Origin of the sequence: Paraburkholderia bryophila, from assembly GCF_013409255.1 — a bacterium.
Taxonomy (GTDB): domain Bacteria; phylum Pseudomonadota; class Gammaproteobacteria; order Burkholderiales; family Burkholderiaceae; genus Paraburkholderia.
The window spans coordinates 1,806,900-1,819,693 of the sequence record NZ_JACCAS010000001.1; the positions used below are offsets into that span (position 1 = coordinate 1,806,900).

The following is a 12,794-nucleotide window of genomic DNA, read 5'->3' on the forward strand; positions in this document are numbered from 1 at the left end:
TGTCTTTCCGCGCTTCGGCGGCATCTCGCACGCACCGTGCCATTGCGCCGCCAGCCTCTTCACCGCTCGTTCAACTGCTGCCTAACCGCCGCTTAACTGCCCAACACCATGACGTCCCAACTGCACAAAAAAGGCGAAGCCTGGTCGGCTCGCTTCTCGGAGCCGATGTCGGAACTCGTCAAACGCTATACGTCGTCGGTCTTCTTCGACAAGCGTCTGGCGCTCGTCGATATCGAGGGATCGCTCGCGCACGCCTCGATGCTGGCCGCGCAGAAGATCATCGCCGACGACGACCTCGCCGCGATTCAACGCGGCATGGCGCAGATCAAGGGTGAAATCGAGCGCGGCGAATTCGAGTGGCAACTCGACCTGGAAGACGTCCACCTGAATATCGAAGCGCGTCTGACCGCGCTGATCGGCGACGCCGGCAAGCGCCTGCACACCGGCCGCTCGCGTAACGACCAGGTCGCGACCGACATCCGTCTGTGGCTGCGCGGCGAGATCGACCGGATCGGCGGCTTGCTGACGGAACTGCGCGTGGCGCTCGTCGACATGGCGGAGAAAAACGCGTCGACCATCATGCCGGGCTTCACGCACCTGCAGGTCGCGCAGCCGGTCACGTTCGGGCATCACCTGCTCGCCTACGTCGAAATGTTCTCGCGCGACGCCGAACGCATGATCGATTGCCGCAAGCGCGTGAATCGCCTGCCGCTGGGCGCCGCCGCGTTGGCCGGCACCAGCTATCCGATCGACCGTCACGCGGTGGCGAAAACGCTGGGCTTCGACGGCATCTGCGCGAACTCGCTCGACGCCGTTTCCGACCGCGACTTCGCGATCGAATTCACGGCCGCGTCGGCCCTCGTCATGACGCACGTGTCGCGCTTCTCCGAAGAGTTGGTGCTGTGGATGAGCCCGCGCGTCGGCTTTATCGATCTGGCCGACCGCTTCTGCACCGGTTCGTCGATCATGCCGCAGAAGAAGAACCCGGACGTACCCGAACTCGCGCGCGGCAAGACCGGCCGAGTGAACGGCCACCTGATCGCACTGCTGACGCTGATGAAAGGCCAGCCGCTCGCGTACAACAAAGACAATCAGGAAGACAAGGAACCGCTGTTCGACACCGTCGACACGGTCGCCGACACGCTGCGCATCTTCGCTGAAATGGTCGCGGGTATTTCGGTGAAGCCGCAAGCCATGCGCGCGGCTGCGTTGCAAGGCTTCTCCACTGCCACCGATCTGGCCGACTATCTGGTCAAACGCGGCCTGCCGTTCCGCGACGCGCACGAAGCGGTCGCGCTGGCGGTGCGTGTCTGCGCGGATCGCGGCTGCGATCTGGCGGATCTATCGCTCGAGGAAATGCGCGCGGAACTGCCGAACGTCGCGCATCTGATCGGCGACGACGTGTTCTCGTATCTGACGCTGGAAGGCTCGGTGGCGAGCCGCAATCATCCGGGCGGCACGGCGCCGGAACAGGTGCTCGCGGCTGTGAAGGCGGCGCGGGCAGCGTTGCAGTAAGCGGCACTGCGGCATGTGATGAGCGCGCTTGCCGCGTGCTCGTCGCTAACGCGATAGAAAGCGAATCCATCAACCGGGTTCGCTTTTTTTTCGTCCTGAATGCGGTCCATGAATGCGCCGCACCAAAAAAATAGCCCGCACGAAGCGGGCTAAATGAAAGACTTCCACCGATGCCTCTCAAGAGAGGCCAGCAGAGTGTAGGCGCGTTTTCGCCACAAACAAATCTGCTCATATTTCAAGCTATTACACCGTGCGGAGTGGCCAGCGCCAGCAAGCCAAATGGCCCGAACTCAGGCGAAAACCGGACGGAAAAAGCTGCGCTCATAACTCACGATGCAACGCGTTTCCTGCGCATACGCGAATGCGGCCTGGCAGTCGGCATCGTCCATCGACTGAATACGGTAAGCCTCGTAAGCCGCCAGTGATTCGAATGTAAACATCGCGAGCGCGACGTTGCTCGCGCCTTCGGACGGCAAAAAATAGCCGTGATGCTGGCCGCCGAATTTCTCGACCAGCGGAATCCACAGCTTGCCGTAATGCTCGAATTCTTTCAGCTTGTACGGGTCGATGATGTAGCGCAGATAGCAGGTGACCATGATTGCCGGTTTCCGTGTCGGAATGGGTGAATGGGTGAATGGGTGAATGGGTGAAGGGCGGCACCCATGATAGGTCAGTTCGCGGCACCGGCGTTTCGACGGCACGCAGGGACAACGCTCATTGAATCATGGCGGTTTTTGACTACCATCCAACTACACCCTGCCTCATTGCTGCCGCGACTATGCTCATCCGCACACGTCACGTTCGCCGCTTCACCGGAAGTTTTATCGGGCGCGTCAGCGGACACTTCAGCGCACGCTTCGTCTCACGCGTCGGCGTCTTGTCGCGAGTCGCGCGCGGTGTGGCGTCGGCATGGGCCACGGCCCTCGTCACGCTGATGGCGCTCACCATCACCGCCTGCACGTTCACACCGCCAAGCCGCCCGGCCCTCACGATACCGCCTGCCGCCATCAACAGCGCGACACTCGATCAGTATCGCGACGCCGTCGCGCGACGCATCATCGAACGCAATCCGTCCTATGTGTTGCGCGGCACGCCGCAAGCCATGCTGCGTTCGCTGGTGGTGGTGTCGTTCACGGTGGATCGCAACGGCCGCGTGCTGCAGTCGTCGGTGTATCGCACCAATGGCGACGACGAAGCCGAAAGCACCGCGCTCGCCACCTTGCGACGCGCTTCGCCGCTACCGCAACCGCCCGGCAAATTGCTCGACGGACGCGGCCAGCTAGAGATGTTCGAAGACTGGCTCTTCAACGACGACGGCAAATTCCAGTTGCGCGAACTGGCCTCGCCGCAAGCGCAAACCATCGACTGACTGCGCGTTGCTGCGCAGAGCGCCAGCGCAAGTCCCTGGTTATTCCCCTGGTATCGCCGCATTCCCGCACGAACACGGCCAGCCGCCGTTGTAAGCTGTTGCTTCGTCGCCCCTGCCGCACGTGGCCGCCCCCGAGCCCACGGCAGACACCGACGCCGAAGCAAGCCCCAAGCGCACGTACCCAAACAGAGATGCCGCCCACGCACGCGCCGCCGCTTCGAGACTCACGGCGCCGTTCGGCATCCACGACAAAAGGAGACCTTGCATGTCCACTTCGCCGATTTCCGCGGCCCAGCCCAATGCGGCCGGGCAAAACAGCAGCACGCGGATCATCTTCGCAAGCTTTATCGGCACCGCGATCGAGTTCTACGATTTCTATGTCTATGCGACCGCCGCCGCGCTCGTAATCGGACCAGTGTTTTTCCCGCACGGCTCGGCGACCGCTCAGGCGTTGTCGGCCTTCGTCACGTTCGGCATTGCGTTCGTCGCGCGGCCGATCGGCTCGTTCCTGTTCGGCCATTTCGGCGACCGGATCGGCCGTAAATCGACGCTGGTGGCTTCGTTACTGGTGATGGGTGCGTCGACCACGCTGATCGGCTTCGTGCCCGGCTACGACTCGATCGGCAGCCTCGCGCCGATCCTGTTGTGCGTGCTGCGCTTCGGCCAGGGCATCGGTCTTGGCGGCGAATGGGGCGGCGCCGCGCTGCTCGCCACCGAAAACGCGCCGCCCGGCAAACGCGGCTGGTTCGGCATGTTCCCGCAACTCGGGCCGTCGGTCGGTTTTCTGGCGTCCAACGGCCTGTTCTTCGCGCTGGCTTTGTCGTTGAGCGACGAGCAGTTCCGTAGCTGGGGCTGGCGCGTGCCGTTCCTCGTCAGCGCGGTGCTGGTTGCGCTCGGTTTGTACGTGCGTTTGAAAATCGCCGAAACGCCGGCCTTCAAGGCCGCGATCGAACGCAAGGAACGCGTCAAGGTGCCGATCGCGACGCTGCTGTCGCAACACGGGCTGCCGACGCTGCTCGGCGCGCTCGCCATGGTGGTCTGCTACACGCTGTTCTACAACGCGACGACGTTTTCGCTGTCGTACGGCGTCTCGGTGCTGCATATTCCGCGGCCCACGTTCCTCGGCATGCTGTGCATCGCCGTCGTCTTCATGGCGCTCGCTACGCCGCTGTCGGCCTGGGCCGCGGACCGCTATGGCCGCAAGCCGGTGCTGATCGTCGGCATCGTCGCGGCGATCCTGTCGGGCTTCACGATGGCGCCGCTGCTCGGCAGCGGACAGACGCCGCTGGTGCTGCTGTTCCTCGTGATCGAGCTGTTCCTGATGGGCGTGACCTTCGCGCCGATGGGCGCGCTGCTGCCCGAGCTGTTTCCGACCAACGTGCGCTATACCGGTGCAGGCGTGTCGTATAACCTCGGCGGGATTCTCGGCGCGTCGGTGGCGCCTTACATCGCCTCGGTGCTGGCGGCGCACGGCGGCCTGCCGTGGGTCGGCGCGTATGTGTCGATCGCCGCGGCGGTCAGCCTGATCGGCGTGCTGTGCATGCGCGAAACGCGCGACACCCAACTGATGTGACGCGAAGCGGCGCAAGGCGGGGGACTTCTGAGTAAATTCCCTGCCTTGCGCGTCTTTTTGACTTGCCTATACTCGACTTCAATAACCCTAGGGCAAGCAGGGAGGCTCGGATGAACATTCATCTCCACAACGCAGATGTCGTGATGATCATTGCGCTGGCGCTACTGTGCTCGCTACTGCTGGCGTTGCGCTTCCGCCCCGCCACCTGGAAAGGCATCGTGATCGAAGCGCTGGCCGCGAACGCGGCCGCCATCACGGCGGTCATCGCGTTCGAAATGCTGCTGGCATGACCGCTTAGCGATAGTAGCCGCCGTGGTGGTAGTAGCCGTAACCGCCGCCGTAGTAGTAGCCGGGGGCCGGCGCGACGATGCAGCCGCCGAGGGCCGTTGCGAGCAGCGTGCCTGCGATCAGGGTCAGGATTAAGCGTTTCATATTGTTCTCCATCGAGTCAGATTCATTCGAGCCGAAACCCCGAATGACTTGATTGGACACGATGGCGCCTCGCGCGGGCGTTGCCATTTGTAAAGGAAGATCACGCGGGTGTTACAGGTTTGGGTCGGGCGATTCGCGTTATCCGACGCGGCGCCGCGTGACATTCACATCAGAGGAAAACACCGCCTATACTGGGTTGACCATCGATGTCCGGCGCATGCCTTGCTGGCTGCGGTTACGCGGCACGGCACCCGGAGCGTGGACATTGCACCGACCCATTTACGCACCGTCGCACACGGTCAGGCAGGCGAATCGAAGCGTCACGACTCAAGCCGTAGACGATTAGGTGCTCAACGAATAGCGACAGTTTTAACAGACGTGTAATGCGCGCGCACAGCCGCAAACCGACTTCAACGCGCTTTACGTGTTCTTCGCGATGATTCCTCTCCGCCCGTTGTTCCCCGACGCGGGCGTTTTTTGGAGGCGTTACGTGGCAGCGTCCGTTTGCTCGGGCGGACTGTGCGTCGCGCCTCTTTTCTTTTTCAGCAAACGATTGCGCTGCGACGCAAGAAAAAACGCTCAGGCGGCCGAGTCGTGATGATGCAGGGCCACGTCGTGCGACTCGGTGTGGACGTAGTCGATCGCTTCAAGCGCGTCGCCGATGGACGGCATGGCGCCGCCGTCGCCGATCGAGATCGAGCGGAACGGCGCATGGATACCGCAATGCGATGGCGAAGTCGCCACGAAGATCATCACGGTGCGCTTGAGCAACGCGTGCGCCAGATGGACGAAGCCGGTATCGGTGCCCACCACCAGCGCGCAGGCGTCGATCATTTGCGCGATTTCAGTCACGCTCATTTTCGGCAGCACGGTCGAACCCGGCACCTGCGCGGCGATCTGCTCCGCCTCGGCGCGCTCGCCTTCCGAACCCCACGGCAACACCACCTTGAAACCACGCTGCGCCAATTCGCGGCCCACCGCGGCCCAATGGCTGAGCGGCCATTTTTTGTCGTCTTTCGAGGTGGCGTGAAAGAACGCCGCGACCGGCGCGGTCTCGCCGCCGAACGGATGTTTGGCCGGCTCGGGCAAACGCAGGTTGTAGATGGGCGGGCCTTCCACGACATAACCCAGCGCCTCGCTCGTGCTCACGCGCATGCCGTGCCACGCATCGCACTGCGGACGCGGGCCGAAGCGCCCGGTGTACGCGAACGCGGCGCCGCGCTCGCCCAGATCCTGGTTCTGATAGCCGATACGCCGTGCCGAACGCGCCAGAAAGGCGATGATCGCGCTCTTGTAAACACCGTGAATGTCGACGACATAGTCGTAGCGGTACGCCCGCAACTCGGCGATCGACGTGGCGATCGCCTTGAAATCGGCCCAGCGGCGGGCTTTCTTGAAGCGTCGCAACGGCGCGGACAGCACGCGGTCCACGCTCTCGCTCCAGTGCACCACCTCGGAGAAGGATTCGTCCGATGCCCAGTCCACCTGAACGCCGGGGAACGCGCGCTTGATATCGGCGACCACGGGCAACGCCTGTACGATATCGCCGAGTGAAGTGACCTTAACGATAAGGACTCGCTTCAGCATCATTGAGGACCTATTAGTTGTTCGAACGTCAAACTATTTTAGCCGACGAATGGATTAATCTTGAACGAAGCCGACAGCACGCGAACATGTCATCAATACAATGCATTACATCGTCAACCTTACGATAGACCGTTTGCGTACTTTTCAAAATACTTTCGCGCAGTTTTGATGCGGCAACGACCCTTATAATTCACCTTTTGCGCCAGCACACGGCTCACACCTCATGTCTCGGGCTTACCCTCTTCTTTCTTCCGGAATCGTGCGTCGCGCGAGACGCCTGTGGCGGCAATACGGCATTTTTTGGCTCGGCGCGATCGCCGTCGGCCTGGTCGCCGTGCTCTATGCCCGCCTGATCGATTGGGGCTACGGCGAATTTCGGACGATGCAGCAACAGCACGTGTGGGCGCCGCTGATCGTGACGCCCGCGGTCGCCGCCCTGGCGGTCTGGCTCACGCGCAAATTCTTCCGCGGCGCCGAAGGCAGCGGGATTCCGCAAGTCATCGCCACGCTGCATTCGAAACCCGGTGAGTACGGCGCGCGCCTGCTGTCGTTCCGGATTCTGTTCGGCAAGATTGCCGTGTCGTTTCTGGCGATTCTCGGCGGCTTCACGATTGGCCGCGAAGGGCCTACCGTGCAGGTGGGCGCCGCGCTGATGTTCAATCTGCGGCGGCTCTATCCCCGTTCGAACGCGCTGATCGAGCGGCAACTGGTGCTGGCCGGCGCGGCCGCGGGTCTGTCGGCGGCGTTCAACACGCCGCTCGCCGGGATCGTCTTCGCGATCGAAGAACTCACGCGCAGCTTCGAAGCCCGCGCGAGCGGCGTGCTGATTACCGCGATCATCATCGCCGGTGTGATCGCGCTCGGCTTGAACGGCAACTACACCTATTTCGGCACCATCCAGATCGGCGCGCATTTCCCCGATCTGCTGGCGCTCGCGGTGCTGCTGACCGCGATCGTCACCGGCATCGCGGGCGGCGTGTTCGGCTGGCTGCTGCTGAACACCGCGCGCTGGATTCCGGCGCCGCTGCGTCAATTGCACGGCGAGCGGCCGGTCGCCTTCGCCGCGCTGTGCGGTTTCGCGATCGCGGTGGTCGGCCTGATCTCGGGCGGCACGACCTTCGGCAGCGGCTATGCGGAAGCGCGTGGACTGCTGGACGGACATGAGCATCTGTCGGTGTTCTATCCGTTTCTGAAAATGATCTCGATGGTCGGCTCGTATTTGCCGGGCATACCGGGCGGCATCTTCGCGCCTTCGCTGTCGATCGGTGCAGGCTTCGGCAATCTGCTGCACATGGTGTTCGGCTCGATGCAATTGCCCATGCTGATCGCGCTGGCGATGGTCGGCTATCTGGCCGCCGTCACGCAGTCGCCGATCACGTCGTTCGTGATCGTCATGGAAATGATCGACGGTCACGCGCTGGTGATCTCGCTGATGGCGACCGCGCTGATCGCGAGCCGCGTCGCGCGTCTGTTCGCGCCGCCGTTGTATGAGTCGCTGGCGGAGCGCTATATGAAGCCGCTGCCGCAACCGGCGCCCGCGCCCGTGCCGGAAGTCCCCGAGGTCGAGGTGCCGGAGCCGGTGGTCGTCGACGAAGCCGACCGCGCGGCTGAACATCACGCTCAGGACAGCGCCCAGGACGACACTAAAGACAACACCGGAAACAGCACCGACACGCCGCGTCAGTAAACCACGACGCCCGGCGCGTGCACCACCAAAGGCCGCGCCGGTACGACGACACAACCCGCCAGCACCACCGCCAGCATGGCGATCAGAAGCAGATTCTTTTTCATCACTCGAGTCCTGAAAGTCTAGGGAAGCGAAACGCAGGCGCGCGCATCCGCGCGACGCGCATGTGCGGCGCCTGCGTGCTCTTTGTGTTCAATCGGGGAGAGGCGGCGCGAGCGGCTCGATGAACTCAATGGGCTTGAGCCGCGCCGCGCCAGTCATGCTGAAGGGGAGTGATTAAGCCCAGTGGCCCGCTACCCAGTGATAATGCGGACCGAATGCATCCCAGTGGCCCGGCACCCAATGAAAGCCGACGCGCTCGGCTTGCCAGTGACCTGCGGCCCACACATAGCGGCCATGGTCCCAACGCCAGTGACCGTGATCCCACACATAGCCGACGCGCGCATTCGGCACGACTTCGTAACGCACGGGCGGCGGTGCGTTCGGCGCGATCACCACGACTTCTTCGGCCGAGGCCGATCCCAGAGCGGCAACGCCGGCGGCGATCAGAACGGTGTTGGCGAGCAGCACACGAAAGGTCTTGTTCATTTTTTCCCTCTGTAGTTGGACACCGAATACGGCGTTATCCGTTTAATGCGCGAGGGGTCGAACTGGCTGACGGCGGCCGTGTAACGGTGCACACGGAAGTGCTACGGATTATTTCGCGGAGTGGAAAAGCAGCGAGGCAAGCGCGGGGTGAACGGCGAGGAATGAGAAGAAGCGAGGAATGAAAAGCGTGAAGTAAAACCGCGCGCGGCAAAGCCGGCGTTCGCGCGCCGCGTCACATGATGCTTATGCAACACGGACGCGGCGCGTCAACTAAAGCGAAGAACCACCCGACCGGTTACGCCGCGGGCGCTCCGGCTTGCGGTATCTCGATCTTGACCTCGAGCACTTCGAGGTCGTCCTGGCGCTCGAGGCTCACGCGAATATCGTCATCGGAGATTTTCACGTACTTCGAAATCACGGCCACCAGTTCGCGTTGCAACGCAGGCAGGTAATCGGCGGGCGCGTGGCCGCCGGCGCGCTCGTGCGCGATGATCAACTGCAGGCGTTCCTTCGCTACCGACGCGGACTTCTTCTTCTCGCCCAGCAAAAACGAAAGAATCGACATGACGTGCGCTCCCCTTACTTGGTGCCGAAGAGGCGCTGCAGCAGCCCGGGCTTCTGGTAATCGGTAAAGCGAAGCGACTTCTGCTCGCCGAGGAAACGCGACACGACGTCTTTATAGGCTTCGGCCACATCGGTACCGTCGAGATGCACGGCCGGCAGACCCTGGTTCGATGCGTGCAGCACCGCTTCCGACTCGGGGATCACGCCGATCAGATCGATACGCAGAATTTCCTGGATATCGGTCAGCGACAGCATTTCGCCTTCGCTGACGCGCTTCGGGTTGTAGCGGGTGATCAGCAGGTGTTCCTTGATCGGATCCTTGCCTTCGATCGCGCGCTTGGTCTTCGACGACAGAATGCCGAGAATGCGGTCCGAGTCGCGTACCGACGACACTTCCGGGTTCGTCACGATCAGCGCTTCGTCGGCGAAGTGCATGGCGAGGAGCGCACCCGATTCGATACCGGCCGGCGAATCGCAGACGATGTATTCGAAGTCCATCGCGATCAGGTCGTTGATGATCTTCTCGACGCCTTCCAGCGTCAGCGCGTCTTTGTCACGCGTTTGCGAGGCCGGCAGGATGAACAGGTTCTCGCACTTCTTGTCTTTGATCAGCGCCTGATTCAGATTGGCTTCGCCCTGGATCACGTTGATCAGGTCGTACACCACACGGCGCTCACAGCCCATGATGAGGTCGAGGTTGCGCAGGCCGACGTCGAAGTCGATCACGGCGGTTTTGCTGCCCCGCAATGCGAGGGCCGATGCAAAACTCGCGCTCGTGGTCGTCTTGCCCACGCCGCCCTTGCCCGAAGTCACCACAATGATTTTTGCCATTACCCTTACCTTGTGTTCGTCAAATTCGTCAATTATGTGCGGCCCTATTTGCCCTACCGTGCCGTGCTGCGCCGCGTGCCGTTGATTCGCTCAGGGCAACGCGCGCGTCGCGCCGGTTACGTGAGCCGCAGCGGTTCGATCATCAATTTCTCTTCTTCGAGCCAGATCTGCACCGGCTTGCCGTGCACGTCGGCCGGCAGCGGGTTCTCGGTCGTACGATAGATGCCCGCGATCGAGATGAGTTCCGGCTCGAGACACGTGCAGAAAATGCGCGCGTCGTGATTGCCCTGCACGCCGGCCAAGGCCCGGCCGCGCAGCGGCGCGTAAATATGGATATTGCCTTCCGCGATCACTTCCGCGCCGTAGCTCACGAGGCCGAGCACGACCAGATCGCCCTTCGCGTAGATCCGCTGACCGGAGCGCAAAGGCTTGTCGACCACCATGGTTTGCGACGACGTGGCGAGACGCACCGGCTCGGCGGCAGGCGCGGGTTCGACCGCGGCGGCGCTGGCCGGCGTGCCGTCGAGCGGCAGCAGGCTGGCCTGAGCGTTGCCGTTGCCGGCGGTCGGCGCAGCGGTGCCCGAGGCAGCAACTGCAGCGTTCGCGGCCTCTTCCTCGGCGGATTTAGCGGTGCTGCCACGGCGGTCGCGCGCTTCCAGCAACGGCAGCGCCGACTCGGCGGCCCACGTCTGATGCGGATTGGCGACCACGCCGACCGGCCGCATCCGCACGCTGGCGAGCAACTGCGCGATGTCGGCGAGCGGCACCCGTTCCGTGTCGGCGAGGCGGCGCACGTCGATCGCGACGACGTCGTTGGCAAAGAATTCGGGGGTCGCCTCGAAGCGCCGGGTCAGCTCGGCACGCATCGCTTCGAGGTCGGTTGTCTTGACCACGAACAGGAGCGTATCGACAGAGCCGCTGCGGAGTTCGAAAAAGGGTGATTTCTTGGGCGACATAGCGTTCGGCAAAAAATTTTGCGTATTTTACAGGCGTCCACGCGCGCGGCCAGTTTTTTTGCCGTGACAACGGGGAGCAACCGATGACAGTGCCGAAGACACCGCCACGAACGCTGCACAGACGCGGAGGGGAATCGAGCGGCAGGCTGCTGCGCCGCTCGCGAGATCACTGCTGAAATACCTGGGACGTGGTCGGCACGTGCCGCACCAGCAGACTTTCGGCTTGTTCCGGCGCGCGTTGAACGCGCCGGTGTTCGCCGGTCGGACCGAAGCCGAGCGCTTCGTAAAAGCGCATGGCGTTGCGGTTGGCGTCGGCGACCCACGCGTAGATTTCCGTGGCGCTTTCGTTCGCGAGCCAACTGCCGGCGGTGTCGACCAGCAGTTCGCCGCCACGCAGATGACGCACGGCCGGCGCCACCCACAGTTCGCAGACGAACGCGCGGCGTGCGGCGCTGTCGTCGAAATGCGCTTCGATCAGCCCGGCGGGATGGCCCTCGGTGTAGAGAATAAAAGTGGCGACGGTAAACGACACCGCACGCTCGGTGGCGGTGGCGTCGAAACTGGCGGCGTCGGCCGACAACGCGTCCTCTAACGTAGCGCCGAAGGCATACGGCGCCTCCCGCAGCGACGCGGTACGGAGTTCGCGAAAAACGGCGCCCTGATCAGCGGCGATACGGCGAACGGTCAATGACGGACTCATGCAGACGAAAACCCCTTGAAACCCTAAGGCGTAGCTTTAACCGAACCGGCGCGCGAGTCAAATCATTATTGACCGGATTTGACCCACACGCGAGGTTTGATACGAGACGTGCGTATATCGAGCGTGCAATTCACGCGCCCGGCATGCGCAGCGCACGTGTTGATCGATGCCGCGCTCAACCCACGTTCAGGTTGCGCTCAAGGCGCTTCGTAACTGCCGGTGCCATCCGGCCAGGGGGTGAGGAGCTCGTAGCCGTCGTCGGTGACGGCGATCATGTGCTCCCACTGCGCGGACAGCGAGCGGTCTTTGGTCACCACGGTCCAGCCGTCGCGCAACACCGTGGTGCCGGCGCGGCCCGCGTTGATCATGGGTTCGATCGTGAAGACCATGCCGGGCTTCAGGCGTACGCCCTGCCCCGGCTGGCCGTAGTGCAGCACCTGCGGGTCTTCGTGATACACCTTGCCGATGCCATGCCCGCAGTAGTCGCGCACGATCGAGAAGCCGTCGCGCTGCGCCACTTTCTGGATCGCATGGCCGACGTCGCCGAGCGTGGCGCCCGGCTTCACTTCGCGGATGCCGGCGAGCATCGCTTCATAGGTCGTGTCGATCAACTGGCGGCCTACCGTGCTCGGCTGACCGACGCAATACATGCGGCTGGTGTCGCCGAAATAACCGTCTTTGATGATCGCGACGTCGATGTTGACGATGTCGCCGTCTTTCAGCACTTCGCTGCGATTCGGGATGCCGTGGCACACCACCTGGTTGACCGAGGTGCACACCGTCTTCGGAAAACCCAGATAGCCGACATTCGCCGGAATCGACTTTTGCGTATTGACAATGTAGTCGTTGCACAGCGCGTCGAGCTCGTCGGTGGAGACGCCGGCCTTGACGTGCTCGCCTATCATCGCCAGCACGTCGGCCGCGAGGCGGCCGGAAATGCGCAACTTGGCGATGTCGTCGGGAGTCTTGTAGGTAATGGCCATGAATTCAGT

The 12,794-nt window shown here is 62.9% G+C and carries 14 protein-coding genes; 5 read left to right on the forward strand and 9 right to left on the reverse strand.

The features are described 5' to 3' along the window. Positions 1-108: 108 nt before the first annotated feature. Positions 109-1,515, forward strand: a complete 1,407-nt coding sequence (gene argH, locus GGD40_RS08085) for an argininosuccinate lyase (protein ID WP_179743311.1) — start codon at positions 109-111, stop codon at positions 1,513-1,515. A gap of 290 nt (positions 1,516-1,805) precedes the next feature. Here the strand turns inward: argH and GGD40_RS08090 are convergent, their stop codons facing one another. Further along, the gene (locus tag GGD40_RS08090; protein ID WP_179706333.1) at positions 1,806-2,111 is read right to left on the reverse strand and encodes an NIPSNAP family protein; all 306 of its coding nucleotides are present in this window, start codon (positions 2,109-2,111) and stop codon (positions 1,806-1,808) included. A gap of 338 nt (positions 2,112-2,449) precedes the next feature. Between GGD40_RS08090 and GGD40_RS08095 the strand changes: the two genes are divergently transcribed. The 3 genes from GGD40_RS08095 to GGD40_RS08105 all read left to right on the forward strand — a co-directional run bounded on the left by GGD40_RS08095 (position 2,450) and on the right by GGD40_RS08105 (position 4,747). Then, positions 2,450-2,884 carry an energy transducer TonB family protein gene (locus GGD40_RS08095; RefSeq protein ID WP_179744902.1) on the forward strand — a complete coding sequence of 145 codons (435 nt, stop codon included), beginning with the start codon at positions 2,450-2,452 and terminating at the stop codon, positions 2,882-2,884. Between the two features lie 265 nt (positions 2,885-3,149). After that, on the forward strand, positions 3,150-4,457 hold the full coding sequence (locus GGD40_RS08100) for an MFS transporter (protein ID WP_179743312.1): 1,308 nt from the start codon (positions 3,150-3,152) through the stop codon (positions 4,455-4,457). Between the two features lie 110 nt (positions 4,458-4,567). Beyond that, complete coding sequence (locus tag GGD40_RS08105; protein WP_111930726.1) at positions 4,568-4,747, forward strand: hypothetical protein; 180 nt, start codon at positions 4,568-4,570, stop codon at positions 4,745-4,747. Positions 4,748-4,751: 4 nt separating this feature from the next. Here GGD40_RS08105 and GGD40_RS08110 read toward each other — a convergent pair whose 3' ends face one another. Further along, a complete protein-coding gene (locus tag GGD40_RS08110) occupies positions 4,752-4,889 on the reverse strand; it encodes a hypothetical protein (protein WP_179706336.1) in 138 nt (45 codons plus the stop codon). Positions 4,890-5,468: 579 nt separating this feature from the next. Beyond that, positions 5,469-6,473, reverse strand: a complete 1,005-nt coding sequence (gene waaC / locus GGD40_RS08115) for a lipopolysaccharide heptosyltransferase I (protein ID WP_179744903.1) — start codon at positions 6,471-6,473, stop codon at positions 5,469-5,471. Between the two features lie 226 nt (positions 6,474-6,699). On the opposite strand from waaC, the gene GGD40_RS08120 reads away from it, so the two are divergent. Beyond that, complete coding sequence (locus GGD40_RS08120) at positions 6,700-8,163, forward strand: chloride channel protein (RefSeq protein WP_179743313.1); 1,464 nt, start codon at positions 6,700-6,702, stop codon at positions 8,161-8,163. Between the two features lie 276 nt (positions 8,164-8,439). Here GGD40_RS08120 and GGD40_RS37335 read toward each other — a convergent pair whose 3' ends face one another. The 6 genes from GGD40_RS37335 to map form a co-directional block, all read right to left on the reverse strand. Next, the gene (locus GGD40_RS37335) at positions 8,440-8,751 is read right to left on the reverse strand and encodes a YXWGXW repeat-containing protein (protein WP_179706340.1); all 312 of its coding nucleotides are present in this window, start codon (positions 8,749-8,751) and stop codon (positions 8,440-8,442) included. 295 nt (positions 8,752-9,046) lie between these two features. Then, complete coding sequence (minE, locus tag GGD40_RS08130; protein WP_035552338.1) at positions 9,047-9,316, reverse strand: cell division topological specificity factor MinE; 270 nt, start codon at positions 9,314-9,316, stop codon at positions 9,047-9,049. 14 nt (positions 9,317-9,330) lie between these two features. Continuing rightward, the gene (gene minD, locus GGD40_RS08135; RefSeq protein ID WP_035552341.1) at positions 9,331-10,146 is read right to left on the reverse strand and encodes a septum site-determining protein MinD; all 816 of its coding nucleotides are present in this window, start codon (positions 10,144-10,146) and stop codon (positions 9,331-9,333) included. Positions 10,147-10,262: 116 nt separating this feature from the next. Further along, a complete protein-coding gene (gene minC, locus GGD40_RS08140; RefSeq protein WP_179743314.1) occupies positions 10,263-11,102 on the reverse strand; it encodes a septum site-determining protein MinC in 840 nt (279 codons plus the stop codon). 166 nt (positions 11,103-11,268) lie between these two features. Then, positions 11,269-11,802 carry a GNAT family N-acetyltransferase gene (locus tag GGD40_RS08145; protein WP_179706344.1) on the reverse strand — a complete coding sequence of 178 codons (534 nt, stop codon included), beginning with the start codon at positions 11,800-11,802 and terminating at the stop codon, positions 11,269-11,271. Positions 11,803-11,999: 197 nt separating this feature from the next. Then, on the reverse strand, positions 12,000-12,785 hold the full coding sequence (map, locus tag GGD40_RS08150; protein WP_179743315.1) for a type I methionyl aminopeptidase: 786 nt from the start codon (positions 12,783-12,785) through the stop codon (positions 12,000-12,002). Positions 12,786-12,794: the final 9 nt, after the last annotated feature.

Excerpts from the sequence above, each read along its gene's own strand:
- GGD40_RS08110 (WP_179706336.1), bottom strand. The coding sequence starts at position 4,889 with ATGAAACGCTTAATCCTGACCCTGATCGCAGGCACGCTGCTCGCAACG.
- minC (WP_179743314.1), bottom strand. The coding sequence starts at position 11,102 with ATGTCGCCCAAGAAATCACCCTTTTTCGAACTCCGCAGCGGCTCTGTC.
- GGD40_RS08095 (WP_179744902.1), top strand. The coding sequence starts at position 2,450 with ATGGCGCTCACCATCACCGCCTGCACGTTCACACCGCCAAGCCGCCCG.
- map (WP_179743315.1), bottom strand. The coding sequence starts at position 12,785 with ATGGCCATTACCTACAAGACTCCCGACGACATCGCCAAGTTGCGCATT.
- GGD40_RS08100 (WP_179743312.1), top strand. The coding sequence starts at position 3,150 with ATGTCCACTTCGCCGATTTCCGCGGCCCAGCCCAATGCGGCCGGGCAA.
- GGD40_RS08120 (WP_179743313.1), top strand. The coding sequence starts at position 6,700 with ATGTCTCGGGCTTACCCTCTTCTTTCTTCCGGAATCGTGCGTCGCGCG.
- GGD40_RS08105 (WP_111930726.1), top strand. The coding sequence starts at position 4,568 with ATGAACATTCATCTCCACAACGCAGATGTCGTGATGATCATTGCGCTG.
- argH (WP_179743311.1), top strand. The coding sequence starts at position 109 with ATGACGTCCCAACTGCACAAAAAAGGCGAAGCCTGGTCGGCTCGCTTC.
- GGD40_RS37335 (WP_179706340.1), bottom strand. The coding sequence starts at position 8,751 with ATGAACAAGACCTTTCGTGTGCTGCTCGCCAACACCGTTCTGATCGCC.
- minD (WP_035552341.1), bottom strand. The coding sequence starts at position 10,146 with ATGGCAAAAATCATTGTGGTGACTTCGGGCAAGGGCGGCGTGGGCAAG.
- GGD40_RS08145 (WP_179706344.1), bottom strand. The coding sequence starts at position 11,802 with ATGAGTCCGTCATTGACCGTTCGCCGTATCGCCGCTGATCAGGGCGCC.
- GGD40_RS08090 (WP_179706333.1), bottom strand. The coding sequence starts at position 2,111 with ATGGTCACCTGCTATCTGCGCTACATCATCGACCCGTACAAGCTGAAA.
- minE (WP_035552338.1), bottom strand. The coding sequence starts at position 9,316 with ATGTCGATTCTTTCGTTTTTGCTGGGCGAGAAGAAGAAGTCCGCGTCG.